The organism is Candidatus Pseudomonas adelgestsugas (assembly GCF_004124255.1).
Taxonomy (GTDB): Bacteria; Pseudomonadota; Gammaproteobacteria; order Pseudomonadales; family Pseudomonadaceae; genus Aquipseudomonas; species Aquipseudomonas adelgestsugas.
The window spans coordinates 184,147-206,972 of record NZ_CP026512.1 but is presented as its reverse complement, the minus strand read 5'-3'; the positions used below and the strand labels follow the sequence as shown (position 1 = coordinate 206,972).

The 22,826-nt window shown below is 36.8% G+C and carries 5 protein-coding genes; 1 reads left to right on the top strand and 4 read right to left on the bottom strand.

Features of this window, described 5'->3' with window-relative positions; all coding sequences use genetic code 11:
* Nucleotides 1-1,165: 1,165 nt before the first annotated feature.
* Together bioD and bioB are read right to left on the bottom strand one after the other, a co-directional pair.
* Complete coding sequence (gene bioD / locus C3B55_RS00505) at nucleotides 1,166-1,846, bottom strand: dethiobiotin synthase (RefSeq protein WP_129210502.1); 681 nt, start codon at nucleotides 1,844-1,846, stop codon at nucleotides 1,166-1,168.
* 1,832 nt (nucleotides 1,847-3,678) lie between these two features.
* Nucleotides 3,679-4,734, bottom strand: coding sequence for a biotin synthase BioB (gene bioB, locus C3B55_RS00500; RefSeq protein ID WP_129210500.1), 1,056 nt, complete (start codon nucleotides 4,732-4,734; stop codon nucleotides 3,679-3,681).
* Nucleotides 4,735-13,681: 8,947 nt separating this feature from the next.
* Between bioB and yccS the strand changes: the two genes are divergently transcribed.
* A complete protein-coding gene (gene yccS / locus C3B55_RS00495) occupies nucleotides 13,682-15,868 on the top strand; it encodes a YccS family putative transporter (protein WP_129210498.1) in 2,187 nt (728 codons plus the stop codon).
* A 4,357-nt stretch (nucleotides 15,869-20,225) separates the two neighbouring features.
* Here the strand turns inward: yccS and fba are convergent.
* Nucleotides 20,226-21,272 (bottom strand): class II fructose-bisphosphate aldolase, encoded by a 1,047-nt coding sequence (fba, locus tag C3B55_RS00490; protein ID WP_129210496.1) that lies wholly within the window; start codon nucleotides 21,270-21,272, stop codon nucleotides 20,226-20,228.
* 360 nt (nucleotides 21,273-21,632) lie between these two features.
* Nucleotides 21,633-22,805, bottom strand: coding sequence for a phosphoglycerate kinase (locus C3B55_RS00485; protein WP_129210494.1), 1,173 nt, complete (start codon nucleotides 22,803-22,805; stop codon nucleotides 21,633-21,635).
* Between the last annotated feature and the right edge of the window lie 21 nt (nucleotides 22,806-22,826).

Here is a 22,826-nt window from a genome sequence, read left to right as displayed (position 1 = left end):
TATTAATTAATTTTACCTAACTCTCGAATATACTATTAACTGCTAAACACACTATCAGTATAGTGCAATATAATTTTTAGACTAATATTGCTATGGAGAAACTCAGTTGTTATTAAGTTTAACGGCAAGTTCACCAGTGGCAGCATTTAGCACATACTAAGATTATAAGCTAATCAGATCAATCGCTGTATTTGGCCACATTAGGTCAGTAATAGAACACATTTATAAATAGTTAAGGTCACGCAAGCATTTTAGGCCGCTCCGACAACCTACTTAGGCACTAAACAAGTTTTACAGTATAAATTTAACGAGACGATCAGTATTTATAATAGCGAACAACATACCTGGATCAGGAAGCCTGTAGCCGCAGAGAGGATTATTGCATAGACATTATGCTATATAAAAAAACTATTTTTATACCATAAATATAATATACAATTATATTGTAACGCTCACTAATGCTATACATTAGTGAGCATGGTCAAACTAAGTTGCAATCAAAAAAATTATTATAAGTTTCTTTAAAGCTAGTAAAAACCTTAATAACTTTGACTCTATTCAGTTATACTTTTTAATACTACCAATGCGATTCAACGGTGGTGACAATTGCTAGAAGTATCTAGTGCTCACTATATTCTAAATAATATCTTTACAAGATAGCAGACTCTCAAAGTACCTCTCACAACTAAACAGTTAGCCATAAACGAAGCTGATAATATTTAAGCTGACTTGATAGCCAAACATAGCAACAAATCTTTGCTAAGTTATCCTGGGATAAATAACCATATTTTTTATTGATGTTAATTACACTTATATGTACAATCTGTAGGTTGTCAAACACTAAACAGGCGTTATCTATAATAACGTAAATTGAAAATACTATATCAAAGAAAGTGTAAAAATAACAACATAGCGCACAACAAGACAAATAAAAAGTTAATGTATGATATCGTCGCAACGATAACAATTATACAGATAGCCACGAACGAAGTAGTTGTGCCAAGCCTGAACTACATTTAGACTTTAATTAGAGCGCATTGCTTACAGAAATTTTTTAGTGTAGACTGATCTTTGGAGAATCAAAAAACTTAAATTTTAGTAGACATTTTCACAAGGCAATAACTAACAATTAATGCTAATGTCAGTATATTAAAAAATATCTAAATTAGTCAAGAAGATCAAGTTGTAAGTATTTGGCTACGACTGCCGAGCTAGCATGCTTGAGTTTCGGAACACGTCCCAAGCATGGTGCAGGCAACCGTTCAGCTAGGGTAGCGAGGCTTTCTTCCAGACGAAAAATCTTTGAGCGAATAATATTTGCTACCCAGCCAACCAGTAACAAACCATCACGTACGATAGCTTCTGCAGTTAGCAATGAGTGGCTTATACAGCCAGGACGCACGCTAACTACTAAAATTACTGGCAGCCTAAGCGCTATAACCAAATCAGATAGATTATCATGATCAGTTAGGGGTACCCGCCATCCTCCAGCGCCTTCTATTATAGTAAAATCTGCTTGCTGCGCAAGTATATACTGCATGGGTTTTAATAGCGACCGCACAGTCAGTGCTACACCAACTTCGCGCGCAGCCAAGTGCGGAGCGATAGCAGGCTTAAACGCTACTGGATTAACTTCAGCATAGCTCAGCGGTAAAGAACATTCGGCCAACAATGCTATTGCATCAGCATTGCATAAACCATTAGGGGTAACCTGACAACCAGAGGAGATAGGTTTTCCGGCAGCGGTGCTTTTACCAACTAACCGTGCAGCATACAACAGTCCAGTAGCAATAGTAGTTTTGCCGACATCTGTATCAGTACCGGTAATGAAGTAAGCTGCGCTCATAAAGATTTCTCCAGTATAGCGTATAATACTTAATATGTGGAGTTATGACATTGAACATAGCAATATGCTACTGAAAATAGCGTTCGCTAAGCGCAAAAATCTACGCACGCCATGATAAGGTATCATAATATTATAGATTGCAGTTATGTGAACTTAATGCTTAAGTCTAGTGAACTACGGCTGCATAACATCTAAATAATGCAAACACTTAAGACGAGAGCTCTAGACTTACCCCACGCATAAACTCGCGAATACTAACATGCAATAATCTAGTACAGCAAACAATAGGCTTTTTTTGAGTACCGCGTCAAAATTAATACATCATTACACTGCTACATCGAAAAAAGATTAACTAGCAACTATCAGTCTACAGGATAAAATAGAGTATCACTGATGGGTAAAACATCAGGCGCTACTCAATTAGATATTAATATATTAAAAATGTTTTTAGAAATCTCTAGCGATAACTTATAGCTAGCAACCAACTGCTCATTCAATATATAGTTAAAAATCCTTGCTACAAGCTATAAGTTTAGTCTGATCATCTTTGTAGCCATGGCGCTGAGAATATTAACAAACATACCAATAACGCATTGCCACCACACGCACCATGGGCGCAACCCAGCTATCATCAAATAAGCTAACGCACGAGAAAAAAGATACAGCCACTTAGCGTTTACCTAGTAGCTATTTAGAAGTAACAGAGCAAATAAATTAACCATTAACAACCTTTATGCAAAAATTTATATGACCTCACCGCTATATCTTGAAGTTCTTCCAGCAAAAAAGCGTCACCAACTTATTCAAAAATATTTTGTATATCTAGCAACATTACTAACAAGTGATTAGCAGCTTGAGTTAATACTCAATATCCTAAATAAAAACATATACAATAACCTTACCTAACAGGCCTGAAAAAGTAAAGCGGAACACTAAGTTAATCAGCTAAGGCTCTTAACCTAGCATAAAACGCACTAGAGGACGCATTCAAAGCACTACTGATTAATAATTATAATCCTATGCAACCACAACTAAGGTTTTCGTCAACTTTTAAGGCACACAGCAAACTACAATAATTAGGAATCACTCAAAATCGGCGTAACAACCAGCGAACAACGTAGAATATCTCAGATAGTATTGCGTTAGCAAGGTTTTATAAGCAACAAAACGTAGATCTATCATAACACGTCAACGATACAGGGCGATATACTCCTCTCGCCTCTTGAGTTCAAGAGGCGAGAGCGTAGCCGTAATAAATAAATTCTATTACTGCTTAGAGTCTGCTAGACGCTGCACGGCAGCACAACGTGAAATTTATTAAACCTACCTATAAATATGGTCGAACATAGTTAAAGCTTTAGCAATATTAAAGATTTTAGCAGCTATACACTAAAACTAATAGCGAGCAATCTTTTATAGATGGAAACACACCTCTAATATGTTTAGCAATAACTACACTAAAATTAATTATTATAAACGCACGCTAGCTTAGTAAAGCCAGTGCGAGCGTCTTCTGTTAGCTATTATTACCTCTTCATTAGCCAGAAACCACCAAGTACAATAGACTAGCCATATACTAATAATACCCAACCATAATAGCTATGGAGTAAGTAGTATGACAAAAGATCTAGGTATTCAACGTAGCCAGTCATGAGGCCAGATTAAAAATCTGGCAACCCCGTAAATATGCTTAAGCTAAGCTCAATTATACATTGAGCTTACCTGCAATAACAGCAGTACATTCAGAGATTAATGTATCTAAAATAACCACAATAACGAACTAGCTAGCTGCTGCATTTACATTGCGTCCCAATAGGAATATCAGTATGATTTTAAATAACAGCACTATAAAATAGTGCACTACTCTTTTGCTCTACTAATGCTTGCTCAATTGCAGCCTGGTGCACTTCATCAGGATGTTCTTCACGCTCTTCAGGTAAGATTCCTAGACGTGCAAATAGTTGTATATCTTGGTTGATCTGTGGGTTTGTTGTAGTCAGCAATTTATCGCCGTAGAAGATCGAATTAGCACCAGCAAAAAAAGCTAAAGCTTGCATCTGCTCATTCATCGCCTCACGACCAGCAGAAAGTCGCACATGTGATTGCTGCATCAAGATACGCGTTACGGCAAGCATGCGAATAAAATCAAATGGATCAGTATCTTTAGCATTTCCCAATGGCGTTCCAGCGACTTTGACAAGCATATTAATCGGTACTGACTCAGGATGCTCAGGCAGATTAGCCAACTGAATTAATAAATTAGCGCGGTCATCTAGAGACTCCCCCATACCAAGAATACCACCAGAGCAAATTTTCATCCCTGCATCACGCACATAGGCTAAAGTTTGCAGGCGTTCGCTGTAAGTACGAGTAGTGATTATAGAGCCGTAGAACTGCGGCGAAGTATCGAGGTTATGGTTATAATAATCGAGACCTGCCTGAGCTAAAGCTTTAGCCTGGTCCCAATCAAGCCGACCAATGGTCATGCAAGTTTCTAGACCCATTGCTTTGACACCCTTAACCATCTGCAGTATATATGGCATATCTTTGGCTGAAGGGTGTTTCCAGGCAGCACCCATACAGAAACGCGTTGAGCCTATGGCTTTAGCGCGCACAGCCTCTTCGAGGACCTTATGCACTTCCATTAGCTTTTCTTTTTCTAAACCACTATTATAGTGACCAGACTGCGGACAATATTTACAATCTTCAGGGCAGGCACCGGTTTTAATCGACAGTAAAGTTGATACCTGCACGCGGTTGGCGTCGAAATGTGTACGATGTACAGTCTGCGCCTGAAACAATAAATCATTAAAGGGCTGCAAAAACAACGCTCTGACTTCAGCCAGAGACCAATCGTGACGCAAAGTAGCAGGGGTGCTAGCGCTCATGGATAATTCCTTAATTATGCTTAAGCTTGACGCTGCGGGGTGGACAATTGCCTACATTCACGATACAAATATTCTGCATATTTAATGAAGATTAATGCACTGTCAATCTGAATATAAATATTCAGTCTACACTTAGTTAGAGCATAGCTAGATTTATTAATAATAAAAAACAAAATACGCAATTTATATATGTAATGACTACGCAAGTATGGCTTTAACCAGTTGCTGGTGCTAATGTACTATCGTTATAAAGAGCTTGGCCTTCGATACGTGCACACTTATTTTTAGCCCCCCCCCAAGTTAAATGGGATCACTACGCAACAAATCCTAAATGCCAAGATCCACTAACGCAACATACTCATAGAGTTCGCGCTAGCATCTGACTTTTAAAACACATAACTTTCACGCTAACGCTAGGCAGCGACATACTCACCACCGATATCACTACTTGACTATTAACGGATGCTAATACCTATAAGCATTATAGACAGAAACATTCTATGCAACATGCAAATATCAGTTGTCTCAGCTTATTTTAGAAAGGTTTAGTGCCGCCAGAAATATGCACCACTAATTATACTAGTCAAATCTGCGCTATCTAAAACTATTGTCACAATAATCTGAACAAACATACAACTGTCTAGCACTGTTAGTACGCAAACACGCACATTACCAATATAGCTAGCAATAAATAGAACTAGAGACTGAAAACAACAATTGTCGTATTCATTAATAACTAGTTTTTATAACTACTAGTTATAGAAAAAGCCATAATATCTAGGCTGAACTGCATAACTGTGCAATCAAGTTAACTCTAACTCTCAATGCTGATAGCTACTCCAACGACATTAAGATCATGATCAACTTACTCAGCAATAAGATTGCATGCACTTTAACATATCAATTTAGTTACAACAACAACTTCATGATATTGCTTGTCTTCCATCCGACAACAACCGCACGCCAATAGCGATAAATAAAGAATACACTAACTAGTTAAAACTAAGAAATCCGGTAAAAAATCTTCAGTACTCTATAAAGCTACACTAACTAAATAATACTACAGAGCTGGTAGTTAGTATGCGAAAAACTTTCGCATACTGCTTCAGTAGTAGCAACCAACAGTAAAAAACTGCAACGCTAATTAAATGCACTACCATAAGTAGTTTTGAGCATAAAAACACTTCATAAACAGTGATATACTTATTAAAATATATCATAAGCTATAATAATACCGGTTATCTAGAGCAAGGACAAATAATCTGGCTGACATATGTTAAAAACAACATATATGTCAGTAGCAGTCTTGCTAGTCAGAACAAAGCTCCAGCAGATTGACAACATTTTACAATCAATAAGTGTAGCTAACCTAAATTTGATCGTAGCTAGCCTTACCAATAAATAAACTTATTGCGTCGTGACTGGTAATACCAAAACGTAGCAAATATGGCAATCTGGTAGATTGACTTAGATTTACTTAAGAGTAACAGTAATATTTATATGGCACATCTTGTGCTGGTAAGTAGATGCTAATAAATATAGCGATAAGACATTTGTTTAAAATCTACTTGTGGTAGCAGTCAATCATGATATATATGTTAATATACCTGAGTAGCGATTTTTTATTAAAGCTTTAAAGTATGTTTAACAACCTCAATAGAGTGAGTTCTATCAAAATTTAACGTTTGTAAATCTCAAGTAATGAGCACTAAAGTAACTCGCGCTACCTCTCAACATACACAATAGCTATACGCTGTATATCGACCCCAATAATAGTAAGATCTGCTTCTTTATTGATAAGGCTAGCGGCGTATTAGGTAACGTAGATTAGCATTTTCTTTAGGACAGGAAATGCTGATTACTGGAACTTGGTACTCAGGTAAAACAAAAGCTTAATGTAGTCTAAATATTAAACTAAAATAGTAAGTTGTGCCAAATCAATAATAATGAGTTAGCGGACTAATTACATATGATGATAAGGAACTGTCACCAATTTAATCCGGCCTGATTGAGTTACCATACACGCACAAAAGCTGTAACTTGTTAAACTCAGGAGTTTATATAGCTCATTTATTTAGGATGCTTACGAACAACTTAATACTCGATTACTTTTGAAAGTATTAGCTGTCTCAAAAATATTTAAGTACTAGCACTCAACATCAATGAGAATTACGTGAACTGACACTGATCGAATCACCACCTGCGCCTCTATTGCGCCCAATGCAACACGATACCTAACTGCCCCTAGCGTTTGTATGAATAAGCTTACACATGAATAACTGCAGCTTAAAAGCAAGAAGTATTTTAGCGATCAACCAAGTACGCTGATTAGATAACTGGCAGCGCTTAATAAAAAATATTATTAGACCATATCTATACATACTCACGCCATACAGATAATGAACGTTAATTATCTAATTATAAATACTTTTTTGTGCTACCTAAGTAAAGATTTTATAATAACGCCACGCTTACTCCAGCATATAACCCATACTAAGCCTAAGTAGATATATAACCTCAGGGAGATCTACTTCTACTCTTTTCCCAAACTGTCATCAATGTTCTATGCCATTAAAATCATTGTGCATCACGTGTTGCAACTAGCACTATTCGACAAGCTTACCTTTAAAGATGTAGAGCGCTCCAACTCATTTAACTAGCTACGTAACAACCTTAAACCACTGATAGCACTGAGGCTTACTAGTTAGTTAATTGCAGCTAGCTAGCTAGCTAACCTAAACGCGATTAAAAGCTATATCAGTATTAGTAGCATACAAAAGCCAATAGCAAAGCAAGTAGTATTGTTTAGTAAGTAACGTGATCATTAGAATGAAGTTAACCCATAATTAAACAAAAAATACGTTGACAATCTCATGGCTGATCTAATGTGGATGTATTAATTAGTACATCAACTTTTACAGACAGCCTGTCTACATGCAAGTAAACCTAGCTTATTAGTCTGGATCTAGAGATATTTTACCTAAAAATCTAGTGCTTTACGCAAAACACTTATTTACTAAAAAATCATCATTAATAGTCTAATGGAAACACTAGATAAGCAAGGATCGACTTTTCGCGTGTACCAGGATTAAATTCTGCTCATTCTACTACTATATAGTAATGTATACAAAATACTAAATTTATCTCAGAAAAGCACACCGAAAAACATAAAATATTAGCTTGCATTACTCGATAAGATTAGCGCAACACAGCTAAATCTAATATATTTACTGACTCAAGAACCATAGCTCTGTTGTTGCTTAAGTTCTACGTGGTTTTATTACTTAGGAATGCTGCGTAGTTAGTGAACTGCTCAAAAATCTATTTTTAGCAATATTTGCTAGTATAAGTAGTGGATAAAAACACTGTATTGAAGGCTCATCATCAGATGGCGATAAAGACCTATAATTTTTATAGGTATGCGCTTATCATGTGCTCAAAGAAAAAAATCTAGATTTATAGTTGATCGTTTACTTAAAACTCTGCAACATAAAATATTATATTTAGCGAATAACGGTGTGGCACACGAATGACTAAACCGATAAAGCAATTCATTTTAGTAATAGTTTAAGGTGCTCGTTCATAGGTATATTTCTTACTGGCTACCACTGGTACAAGTGGTGCACTAACATATTATTGTATAGTTCAATTTTACTTAGAGTTACAGGTGCATTAAATTATGCCTATCAGTGATAGATCAATATAGTGATAATTGCCTGCTGATAGTACAAAAAAGCGTTAATAACTGCCTTGGCTGAAGCTTGACTCAGTAGAGTAACTATTGAAATATTCTTAGTAGCATTTGAAGTACATACAACGTAGATACATAACTGCACGCCAATGCACTTTAATAATTAACATTAGTGGCTACTTAAAACAGTTGCGACGCACTAATTGTGTACAGCTTCAAGTAATAACTAGATAGCAAACAGTGTAAGCATTGTTATAATAGTTATTATAACTGACAGCGTAACACGGTGACACATACTACCAGCTACTTGAGTCAATACAATCCTTCATATACAAGCTTTAATTAGTACAATAATTTACTGTAGCTGTTGGTAATTAGTACTAAGCATATGCTGAAACTGCACACGCTAGTACTTATATTTGTTATGAATGTGTTTATATAAACATTTTAGAAAAAATAGACAATAATTTATGGCAGTAATTATATCTAACCAGATACGTCATTATGCCCAATGATGCGGCAACGCTGGAGCCAGCGAAGCTATGATTATCAAGAATCAACGGACGTATGTTTATTGACTATACTAATGTAAAGATTTATTATATCATACGTTATGCATTCCAGTGCATACCACAGTAAGACCATCAGGCAAACTAACTTAAACTAGGCTATAACCTATACTAACATTCGCAAAATATACTCAACAATATAGTATTACTGATGATTTACAGTCACGCTGTAGTTTTACATTAATATAAAATATCCTGACAGGTAAAATTCTACATGACAAATAAAAAAATGTAGTAAGTAGCTAAGTCCCGTCTGACAGCTTAACTGATCAATGATTGGCATTAAAATATCACTACTATCAATAGAGAGCTAAGACTAAAAGTTATTACAGATAATGTAGATAAATAATCGCTAATACAGTAGTAGCATTTATGGTCTGTAGTATTTTATTTTTTCACATGTACATATTCACTAACATATTAAATAAACCGTCGATCCATGACAGACTCATACATAACTATCTTCGTAAGATAGCTGATATCATCATCCTTAGCACAATCTTGACGCCAACATAATTGTATCTACTGGTATTGACCTACTTAGTCATACTACTCATTGAATTTATTTAACGCGAATTGAGCCGAAAGATGTTTATCATAAATTACATCATGCTGATTCGGTATCTAAGGTACTAATAAACACTATAGACAACTTCGCGCAGGTGTTATTAGTTGCGCTAACCTGTATAGTTATCGGTGTATTATTAGAAATTATTGCTGCGCACAAATAATTGTTAATATGATATGACTAATGATAGAGATGATACAAATCAGACAATTTTTAATAAATAACATTGTATGGTTTAATTATAGTGCCAGAGCTAATTTTACTATAGTATTCGCGATTACTATACCTGCCTGCTTAACACTTGTTTAAATATCTACTATGTGCAAACGCTAATTTTTAGCTACGCACACCATAAGCTGTTCTCATAGATTAAACCGTTTATAATCAGGCTAAGTATAGAGAACGATATTACTTACATATATTATGCTATCGTTGTTGCTCTGGTGATAGACTAGAACAACACGACGTTAAACTAGTGATACTCAACATCATAGCACATTGTATAATGTTTTAGTTTATCACCGATACCAGTAGATTTGTATCTTAATATGCATAATAAGTTGCAGGCTCGTTACCACATAGGAAACAAGCTAGCACTACACAACAATAATCAAGAGTACTAGACCTAGTAAACTAACCTTACCTAGACAGCATGCAGTGTTTTTTAAAAAAACTAAAACCATCGGTTTTTACTTTAACCAGCCATGCAGCAGCAATAGCCTGTTAACGTAACCACAAAAAACTGCCATGCTAGTACTGCGTGCAGTTATTCAGGCATTACTGAAAGCATTTAGTCCTAACTATTTGTCACCTACGCAATAACTGATTCAGTATTTTGAAAGCAAACGCAGCCCATGACATGCATGACCAAATTGCCAACTATCGAAGAGCGCATTGAAGCTCTTGTTCTTTAGGAAAGTTGGCTTGTAACAGTGCAATAAATGTGCTATAAATGCTTCAACACTCATGTGTTAGCAGAATTAATTTGCCGTACAGTTTAGATATACCTGTAACTCACAACCTGTTAGGCGTAGGCGAAAATCAGCAAGATGACTTTAAGCTATACATATAGTACAGCATTGCATATAAACAATGTCACTGTGCTCTTTACTACTTTGAATATAACTAACTAACTATTAGCACCAGCAATCAGTTTGGAGCTGGTAGGTTTTATCCATACCAGTCAAACATTTCATTGGCCTAACATACAGTACTAATTCCTATTAGTAGCGATTTACTAAAGCAGTAATAATAGCATAAAAGTACTACCATCAGGCGCATATAGACTTTATATATTGAGTTCGCACACCACTATAGTAGCGTGCTACTAAGATTAAAGAACTAATGCAATGTTTAAGTATTCTCTTTAAATACATAACTATCGAGTAAAACCTGCAGGATTTCAATGATAAAATCTGCCTAATCCGTGAAATCATATAGCTACTAGCGCTAAATCCAATACCATATCTGAAAATTAAACTATATGTTACAATGCAAACTGATAAGCAGTGGCATAAATTCATCTGCGATGATGCAAAAATCGTATTTTACCAGTACTTCTCGTATAAAATAAGCACCAAATAAGATGACTATAGTGGATTACCAAAAGGCCACGAGCATGGCATGCAATACTTAAGTGTGATTGATGCATCTGTCATGTCCATTCTCACCACTGACAATTTTAACAGACTAACTATCATAATCGCTAAAAATCCGTAACTGCAAGACAATGCATTAAGTGAGTCATACTGCATAACAATAACTAAGACCCTATTATAGGCCGCCTATAAGGAAAACTAGCGCGCTCATGCTTAATAAGCATATATATTATGCACCTAGCAACATCGCTAACTAACTTATCATAAGATCTAAACTAATCATTTACATTATATCAGTGACCACATATTAAGTGTTGAGTGAAAATCTATAATAATATAAGACAAGTACTATTTGGTCATGCAGTAAACTTGGATGCACGCATAGTATATAGCAGATCTATTTCTGCATCAGCACTAAATTACGACAAGTTCAACATTTTATTTTACCTAGATTAGGCATGACAGCGCTTAATTGCAACAACAATAAAATATGTAATTTAGGTAACACTAAACTTGACTAGCCATGCAGTGAGATTTATTCATAACTTTCGCTTTGTTGTCGCTACATACTATTGATGCATAACTAAAGAACACTGCAAGCTCAAGAATCTATCAGTCCACACACTAAAACTTAACTGCATTGTAGGAGATAAAGCGTAACCACATTAGTACTAGCGTTATGAACACCATCAATTTTAGCATGCTATAATATGACTCACCATTTTTTTAATAAAAGCTTTAACTTAGTATACCCAAATAACTTGACGGTTATGGGCACAATATACTGTGTCCTTACTACCAGCAAACAGTTTATGATATGCGCAAGCATGCTGTACAAAATGGGTAATACCATTGTTGCAATTTTAAGTAAAAAATATGTTAGATATTAGAAATAGCCGCAGCCACATCACTAACTTAAAATATTAAAGCTGATAATAAAATCTAAACTAAATTTATTACCGACAATCAAACACTGCTCACTAGCAAGCGCTCATTGCTTTTAATCTATCGACGATATGCGTAATAACTATTAGTTGAGAGGTGAATGCGCTGAGCTAATCAGTAAAATTGCTAATGTAACTAGATAAAACTGCGTCCAACAAACATCATCAGTTTTAATAATATCAGGTGTTGTTACATTGAGACACCTGATTAAAAAACTTCAAGGTACTAATAGTGCCACCTAAAACTAACTATTACAAATAATAAATATTTTTATTAGTTGCGCAAATGCAAATATGGTTATTCAATTTTGCACTCTTTAATAAAAGCTAAGTACTAAAAATTAACCAAATACAAATATAGTACTCTACAGTCTTAGTCTGACTAACGATACCTGCTGGTAGTCCTTAGCATTACTAGAATAGCGAATCTAAACTAGATAGCTAACTTTATTACTGGTAACCTATAACAGGTTTACGAAATCTTATCACCGTTACTACATGCTTTATAATTATTACCTCGCAATCATGCCTCGTCAAACTACAATCAACAGCTTGCACAGTTAATAGAATGGGCTGGTCCAGTACTAGAAAACATTAGCTGGAGCACATAACAGGCACAGATCTAGCTAACTTCTATGCCGCTCATTCAACTAGCACTAGACTGATAGATTTTAGTTTCTATTCTGGTTGGCTATAGGCTACAAAACACAGCTGCCGTACCTAGCATATATGAGGCAGCAGTTAAATATAATAACTCTTGAAGCTTGTTAGCCAGTCAACTGAACGGGTAGCTTCTTGAGCACTAAGCTCATCACAACTGGCACCAGGTTAATATCGAGTTTATCTAGCATCTTAACAAAGTTTACAATATTTTTTAATATTATTACCTATGATGAATTGTATTCCTAGGTGATCGCCAACAAAAGTCCTTAGTTACAAAAAAATTTGTACTGATCAATATTTATTGATCCTATTGTAGTTTTTTTGAGCTTAGATACTTTACAAGCGAAAACTACTAACGCAGTGATGTTACGCTGATTAACGCATGTAAAGCCTATATACAAACTAACTAACTAACGCCACTGCATATAGTATGAGCACTGATGACGCAAACAGCAACGCACCGCCAAGTAGCTTGCAGATAACAGCGAACTACTTAACCAAAACAGATATTCTTAAGAAACAATGAAACATATGCCTATATATATTAGCAATTTACGGCACCTAAATTACTCAGACTAACCAACTTACAATGATAGTCAATATGACACACCTTGTCACCATCTGGATCAGAAACGGCTAACTCATAATACTAATAAGCACTATACATTTTAGTAACAGCGCATATAACCTACTAGGTTCGCAGCTTAAAATTCTAAAATCTAATCGTGAACTATTATTGTTTAACAAGTACATATAGCTAGCGCAATATCTCATCTAATATACTGCCTGGCGCATTAATAAAATAATGCACACTTAACCATATAAACACTATTTGCTTTCTATAAGTAGCAAGCTTGCAGTAGCGTCATTAGCAAACCAGCCCAGCTATATTATTCCGGAAGACTTCATACTTCATGTCATCGACCACTTTCAAGCAGTCTATGCAGCGCATATGGGCGCTGGATAAATTTAGTTATAGTATACGAATATTCATCGCCCTCACAGGCAGCGTAGCTCTGTGCTGGTATAAGAATGAAATGATAGCGCTAATCCAGCTATTCCTAGGAATTATCGCAAGTGCTTTAGCTGAGACTGATGATAATTGGCAAGGTCGCTTGCATGCCTTAGTAGCAACCATAGTGTGTTTCAGTATTGCTGCATTATTGGTCGAGTTATTGTTCCCTTACCCATGGGTCCTTGCTAGTGCCCTTGCGCTAGCAAGCTTCTGCCTAACTATGCTGGGCGCCTTGGGAGAGCGTTATAGTGCGATTGCTTCAGCGACTTTAATTTTATCAGTATATACTATGACTGGCATAGACCAGCGTAGTGACACAGCAACTAATTGCTGGCATGAGCCGTTGTTGTTGATAGCCGGTGCAGCCTGGTATGGCGTGTTATCAGTGTTATGGCAAGCGATATTTCCTAACCAACCGATACAACAAATCATGGCGCGGTTGTATCGCGAACTAGGATATTACCTCAAGCTCAAATCATCATTGTTTGAACCGATGAGTCAACTGGATGTAGAGGCGCGCTGCTTAAAGCTAGCCAAACAAAATAGCCGTGTAGTAACAACACTAAACGCAGCGAAAGAAATCATCCTGCACCGCATAGGTCATGGCCACCCAAGCTTAACAGTTAGCCGTTACTTGAAACTATATTTCCTTTCCCAGGACATACATGAACACGCCATTTCATCTTACTATCCTTACAATGCTCTGGCCACAGCCGTCTTCTACAGGGATGCACTATTTCACTGCCAGTGCTTATTGCACCAACAAAGCAAGTCATGCCAAACCCTCGCTCACTCTATACAGCTACAACAGCCATTTATTTATAATGATGAATTCACTAAATGCATAGATGACTTGAATGCCTCGTTAAAACATTTTTGTATACAAAACAACCAAACACAACACAACCTGTCGCTGTACTTTTTGAGCAACATAGCTGACAACCTAGCGGCACTAAACTACTTACTCAGTAACGCTAATAACCTAGACTCTGTGACTGACGCTACCGACAACCATCTGCTAAACAAAACTACACGTAACTTTAAAGAAATGTATAAATGCCTACGCACACAGTTCACGCTAGCGTCATTGCTGTTTCGCCATGCGCTGCGTCTTGCCTTAGCTTTAACTATCGGTTATTGCACACTACACATAATTCATGCAGCGCATGGCTACTGGATCATTCTTACCACCTTGTTCGTCTGCCAACCTAATTACGGTGCTACTAAGCGTAAGCTAGGCCAAAGAATTATCGGCACCATTATCGGCCTAACCGTAGCCTGGGCGTTATTTAGTTTATTCCCAAATCAGTTAGTACAATCAATGTTTGCCATCGCTGCAGGTCTAGTGTTTTTTATCAACCGCACTACTAGTTACACGCTGGCTACCACAGCTATAACCTTAATGGTATTATTCTGCTGTAACCAGGTTGACAATGGTTATGGGCTATTCCTACCACGCTTATTCGACACCATGCTTGGTAGTTTAATAGCAGGCTTGGCGGTTTTCCTATTTCTGCCAGACTGGCAAGGTCGCCGTCTAAATACAGTATTGGCTAATACCCTGGCTTGTAACAGCAACTATCTACGTCAAATCATGCAACAATACGCCATCAAAAAGAGAGATGACCATGCCTACCGTTTAGCGCGGCTTGATGCGTATAACGCTGATGCGACGCTATCGATCACGCTTACCAATATGTTAATGGAACCTAAATATTTCCGTAAAGAAGCCAATATGGGGTTTCACTTTCTAGTGCTGTCGCACACGCTACTTGGCTATCTATCGGGGCTTGGGGCATACCGCAAAGCCCAGCTGCAGACCGACATGCATAAGTATTTGATCGATAGCGTAGGTAATACCTTAGCGGCTAGCCTTGACAAAATCGCTACTGGGTTAGCCAATAACCAGCCGATTGTGATTCAGAGTGATACCGAAGAAATAATAACTGAAAATTTAGAACAGATGACAAATGAAATCGATAAAGTACAGCAGTTAGTGCAGGCGCAGCTAGCATTAATCTGTCGACAGTTAAAACCATTACGCACATTAGCCATGCACTTAAACAAAGATATTCAAGCAACCTAGAAAGCTATCGCTGTTACTTCCAGTTTCTGCCATATATTTATAGATAACCTAACACTTGCTTGATCGATAATAAATGCGCTTTAATTTGCTGCTAATCAAGAGCACCCATAACTACTAAGTTAATATTACTAAGCTTATTTGTATACACTGTACTTCAGCTCAAGCTAGCACACAATATTCAGGTCAGTAAACTCTGTAATTGTTTCTCACGCTATAATCATACTGATAGCGTTACACAATATCAATGCGTTATTAACTTGTTAACTTTAGATCAAGCGCACCATCACTATATAAAAGCGATAGCGAAACTATTTATATTATTACTTGCATATATAGTCACATGCCCTACATGCTAAAAACATGCTTTGTAAATCGCAAAACGTGAAGCATACCAGCAAATCACCTTATACATAGTAAGCAGCTAAACTTTATATACTATACAGAGTATATAAAATGCTTTTTTGTAATCCGTATTCCTTAGAATACGCTAACTCATTTACCACAAACATGCACAGAAAACTCTAACTAAACCGCTTTAATCAGCGCACAAATACAAATTTTTTGTTAGATTTGAGATTAACAAAATCATGATGCACAAACCAAGAACATAGTAAATAAAGTCAAGATAATTTGTCGAATAACATTAGTCATTAGCGATTAATAGCGCATTTACTTCTATAAATGGATAAGCTGAGCAAGTCTGGTCTTTATGTATTGCGGTGCGATTATAGGATATACCACAAAACTCACATAGGCACTTAATTTAGTCAAATCAGACTAAATTTGAAAAAGGTAAGGCCAGACCGCTATTTCTCTGCTAAAGCAGCAGTGATACTGCCAAAAATTACGTAATAAACGAGCGGCTACTAATCTTCAGTAATTGACATTATTCGCATATATATAATTTCTGCCATAACTGACGTATTAAAATACTAACTATCACTAGAGGATCAAAGCTACATGCTATAGTCATTTCCTATGCTAGGCACAGTTATCCGCATCGCGGGTTAAGAGTCGATTTTGAGCCATATCACACGCTAACTTAAATAAGTTAGACAAAAGCACTAGCAAAAAATTAAGCAATCGATGGCGATACGCGCCACGATCTTTTATGGTAATTTGAGTGACTGAGAAGTTTCTTAACATTATGCGCTAATCTGTCTTCACTGGCTTCGACTTCTAACTGCCGCTCCTGCATCCTATATTTGTTCTGGTGCTTACTAAGTTGACTGACTAGCCTTAAGCGTTAATGGGCATTTAGCTGCTCAACTAACTCATTAGCTTCATTTATATAATTGCAGTCAAATACATCTAGCAGCACATCTTTAAAACTACGCAAGCACTAATCTTGAAGTCATACCTAGGATAAATGGTTAAAGTACAATCTTTATTGTAAATCGTAGCGTACACGCTGTTTTCCAGTATCAGTTATAAGCTAGTATCAGCTTTTATTTTTTAATCATAAAGGAATGCTGTTAATATTAAAAAACGTTTAGTGTTGTATATTACAATATCATATATACGCAGTGGACCGTTTAAATCTGAACTTCAGTCCGGTTAGGCGGCAACACTAGATGTTACTATTTAGTAACACATCCACGCTAGAAATACTCACTCAATCAACGTTGTTAACTTTTTTACTATTTGCTCAGGAAATTTTAAACCCAGCCAGTACCACTAGAATACCATAGTAAAGTAAATACGTTAGTATTTATTGCGCTTACTCAAAACAAGCATGCGATCAGCTACGTCTTACCTCAACAAGTTAATGACTAGCTTGTGATGCAGTCGAGATTTAGATACAGCAATAACAACAACAACTCGTTACGTTTACTACACAGTAAAGCATATACCACCGTACAATAGTATAATATGGCGTTTCAATAAACAAGTCGACAGTAGAATTAAACAGCAGTCTTACCGTACACTTACTTCAGTGATCAACTTTTATACATATTCAGCAATGTTACAACTATGACCTTCTACAGCGCTAACGCAGGCGCATAAAATATGCGCCACTGATAGCACTAATGTATACCTTTTGGTATACCAAAGGGCGTACAAATTATATTGTACTGATGCTGTATTTTACTCTTACGGTAACATCTCATACATCTTGCAATCTCATCATACCAGAACATGGACTTTGTAAGACATGCAAGCAATGTTTGCTTTATAATTTAGCAACCATATTATCCTATAAAAAATAGCTATATTACTATACTGAATTATATTAATAATTATCTATTTATGTTAATTCCAGATTATAGCTAAAGCATTTTAGAGCAAGACAATTGCCCTAGTGCTAATACCAGGTGTTTAGATTTTAAACTAAAGTGATACATTAATATTAATCAACTGTACTGGTACTTAAGTACATCACAGTTTTCTAATACATTAGCTGACAGATTAAACATGAAAAGTCATCAAAATGACTAGCGTTATGCATATACATTATACTGTTGTGCATAAGACACATAACTGTTAGATTATTTATAATAGACTTAGGCACATTTGGCAGTACTAAGCACACTTTGTGTTTAAGTAGCAATTCAAAGGCTTTTAACTGATAAGCTACGATCATTATACAATAGTCTTTACGCTATACCAGCGTGTGACAAAAAAATATTTTTCAGGTAGTCTGCAACCATTAAAAAATGCAAACTGCAAGCACAGTGGTATGGAACCAATACATTTTACATGTCTTTCTTGAGTGACTTATACTGATCACTATTTATATAAGAACTAAACAAACATTACAGCCTTAGCCTCTGCGAATCCAGAATTAAAAAAATAAACGTAACGTAGTGTGTAAATATCACACTAAAGCCCAGAAGACCAAATAACGGTTTAGCCTTATAGTCACGACTAATCATGGCCGTGGCATTTTAGTATGTATATGCCTCTAAATAAATTTCGATAAACTGTTTAATAACTGAATGACTGTACAACCACTACCTATAAAGACTTATTAATCATTCAGACTTAAACATTCATTTTACATTAAGCAACTAACACAATGATTGATTTTTTATCTGAAGTCTAAGTATTTAGGTCGATCCCTCGTATACAGTCATTGATACCCTCTCCTACACTACTGACCAGTAAATGTAAAATTAATACGTCTAGTAAAGACAGCAAAGTGTAATACTAGATGCCTATGATAGGCATATATGCCGTAAACGCTATTTACTTTCGCGGCACACTGTACAAAATTTATACTAAACAACTGCCTACATAATTAGGCTTACATCGAGACTAACAATTTTTTATATGCCATTATAACTACATGATGTACATCACAGTAGCACTGTAGTTATTTTCTTCAGAATTAAGTATTCATTATAATACTGCAACTGATATCTCGCTACCTCATTCCTTGAACTATAACAGCCACTGATTAACCCTGCGCTGTTAATCGACAGCAACGTACGACTCATCTAACTACAGACTGGACTCTGTGCATACAACCCCTTAACGTATGTCTACAATACTTAATATTGATGACATCATTTACTTTTACTAGATTTTGCCAAGCACGATTAAAACAACACAGCTAAGACCGCACCTATTATGAGCCAAGCCATGACAATATTTTAGGATAATCGCATCACATGATCTTGATAACTATAAAATTATCTAATTAGAGGATATAAAGGTCTTGATTGCTATAAGCGTTTTAACGTATACAAAACGTCAACAAGGAGCAAAAGACACAGCTGTGTTTAGGCTTAAAAATATTACATTGAGTACATTCATATTAATCAATAATAATAAAGTTAACTAGTGTAGCGATACCTCTAAATCAAACATAAGAATTGTTCTATATGCATATTTACTATATATAACTTAATTATATCTTAATGCCTAAAAAGTAGCAGTATTTTATTTATTCAATACCCAAATATAGATTGGAAGATGATAATATATCAAGCGTATTAATCTTTACTTTAAAGACATATATTAATAATTATTTTGTTCCTGTTTTATTCACAAAATAATCACGGTAACTAATATGAACTACTGAATATACAACTGATTTTAATGGACTAACAGGAATCTTTACGACAAAAAAACTCGCTAATGATATATTTATACTTAAAAGCTAAATAAGTTTCCCCTTCTAGCATCCATATAAAATATTTATCACTGTTACAGTAATATAATGTAATTATAATTTTTATAACTGCAGTTTACTTGATCACTATCTCCGCAACAAGAACACGACGTCTATGCAGACATTTAATTGTATTTAAAAAATTAAAAAATTATTATATAAGTATGATATAGCGCACTACACAATGCGATATTGTTGTTAGATTTTTTAAATACTAGAAGTTTAGTTGAATGTAGCATGCTAATTACCTTGCAAGTAATACTGATGCATCGCTTCCAATGAGATCGGCTTGATCTTTGAGGCATTACCAGCAGTACCGAACGCTTCGTAGCGAGCGATACATACATCACGCATCGCCACTATAGTAGCACTAAAAAATTTACGTGGATCAAATTCGCTAGGCTTGGTAGCCATCAGGCTACGCATTGCACCGGTAGATGCCAAGCGTAGGTCTGTATCAATATTAACTTTGCGAACACCGTGTTTAATGCCTTCAACTATCTTGTCAACCGGTACTCCATAAGTTTTTTTAATTTTGCCACCATACTGGTTAATTATCGCTAGCCACTCTTGCGATATCGAAGAAGAACCATGCATCACTAGGTGGGTATTAGGAATGCTCTTATGAATCTCCTTAATACGGTCAATCGCCAAGACTTCACCAGTAGGTGGCTTGGTAAACTTATAAGCACCATGGCCGGTACCTATGGCGATAGCCAGAGCGTCCACTTGGGTCTTTTTCACGAAGTCAGCAGCTTCGTCCGGGTCAGTCAACATCTGACTATGATTCAGTATGCCTTGGGCACCAATGCCATCTTCTTCGCAAGCCGTACCAGTTTCCAAGGAACCAAGGCAGCCTAGCTCACCCTCAACCGACACGCCACAGGCGTGAGCCATAGCCACAGTCTGTTGGGTAACACGTACGTTATATTCGTAGTCGGTGGGGGTCTTGCCGTCTTCGCTTAGTGAACCGTCCATCATTACTGAGCTAAAACCTAGCTGGATTGAACGTTGACAAACATCAGGGCTAGTACCGTGGTCCTGGTGCATACATACCGGAATATGTGGAAATTCTTCAATTGCCGCAAGAATCAAGTGACGCAAAAAAGGCGCACCAGCATATTTACGGGCACCAGCCGAGGCCTGGACAATCACTGGAGAGTCGGTCTTGTCAGCGGATTCCATGATAGCGCGCATCTGCTCAAGGTTGTTGATGTTAAAAGCTGGGATGCCGTAGCCAAACTCAGCTGCATGGTCCAGCATTTGACGCATGCTGATAAGTGCCATTGTGTTATCTCTAATAAGTCAAGGGTCGTTAATCGTACAAGCCTACCGCAGCGGTAGCTGCTATTCAAGTTATTGCAAGTCAATGATTTGAGTTTTATCTGGCTAAATTGCTATTACTGTGTTCAGCTTACAACTTATATAACTTTAAAACTATATTCATGTAAAACTAGCGCGCCTACAAAAGCAATTTATCTGTTAACATTTGCTCTGCAAATCTAAATGCTGCTACTGAACAAGTTAGATGCTAAATTTTAGACGTGATTTATATTAATATAGTATTCTGTATGCCTAAGCCTTATATTTATGCATAATCAAATCATCAGTGTTCACAACTTGATTACAAGATACCTACTTTTTAGGTTATGAGCCTTTAAATTTAGCTCTGGTTTCCAATACTTCAACAGCTGGCAGGACTTTGCCTGCAACAAGCTCGAGGAATGCACCGCCACCAGTAGATACGCAAGATATCTGGTCAGCAACGCTATATTTATGGATAGCCGCCAGGGTGTCTCCACCGCCTACTATAGAGAATGCCGAACTTTCAGCAATTGCCTTGGCTAGCACTTTAGTGCCGCAGCCAAACTGATCAAACTCGCATACACCAACCGGACCACTCCACAGAATAGTCTGGGAAGATTTCAATAGTTTAGCAAAACTGGCTGCAGTTTGTGGACCTATATCCAATATGATGTCATTGGCAGTTACGTCAGCGATCAGCTTAATAGTGGCCTCAGCGTTTTTAGCGAATTTCTTAGCAACTACAACGTCCGCCGGCAGTAGTACACTAACTTTAGCAACAATAGCGCGAGCAGTGACAAGCAGGTTTGGTTCAAATAGTGACCTACCTACAGGATGCCCAGTAGCGGCCAAAAAGGTGTTAGCAATACAGCCACCTACAATTATCTGACTGCAGATCTGGCTGAGACTATTGAGCGCTTCCAGTTTGGTAGAGACTTTAGAACCAGCCACGATAGCAGTCATCGGTTGCACAGGAGAAGCCAAGGCCCTGCTCAAGAAATCTAGTTCAGCAATTAGTAATGGACCGGCAGCAGCAACTTTAGCAAATTTAGCTACGCCGTGGGTCGAGCTCTCTACACGGTGCGCAGTACCGAAAGCATCCATCACAAACACGTCACATAGAGCCGCATATTGCTTGGCTAGTTTGTCGCTATTCTTTTTCTCGCCTTTATTAAAGCGCACATTTTCGAACAATACAATTTCACCTGGCTTAACATTGACACCGCCTAGGTAGTTCGCCAACAACAGCACGTCAAGGCCCAAGGCCTTGCTTAAATATTCAGCAACAGGCTTAAGGCTATTTTCAGAAGAAAACTCACCTTCAGTCGGACGACCCAAGTGAGAACAAACCATTACAGCCGCACCTTTTTCTAGAGCAAGCTTAATTGTAGGCAGCGAGGCTAAGATGCGCGTATCACTAGTGACAACACCATTTTTGAATGGGACGTTAAAGTCTGCACGAATCAGCAAACGTTTACCTTGGAGATCGAGGTCAGTCATCTTTAATATAGTCATGTGGATCGCAATTCCTGAATT

Excerpts from the sequence above, each read along its gene's own strand:
- bioD (WP_129210502.1), bottom strand. The coding sequence starts at position 1,846 with ATGAGCGCAGCTTACTTCATTACCGGTACTGATACAGATGTCGGCAAA.
- bioB (WP_129210500.1), bottom strand. The coding sequence starts at position 4,734 with ATGAGCGCTAGCACCCCTGCTACTTTGCGTCACGATTGGTCTCTGGCT.
- yccS (WP_129210498.1), top strand. The coding sequence starts at position 13,682 with ATGTCATCGACCACTTTCAAGCAGTCTATGCAGCGCATATGGGCGCTG.
- fba (WP_129210496.1), bottom strand. The coding sequence starts at position 21,272 with ATGGCACTTATCAGCATGCGTCAAATGCTGGACCATGCAGCTGAGTTT.
- C3B55_RS00485 (WP_129210494.1), bottom strand. The coding sequence starts at position 22,805 with ATGACTATATTAAAGATGACTGACCTCGATCTCCAAGGTAAACGTTTG.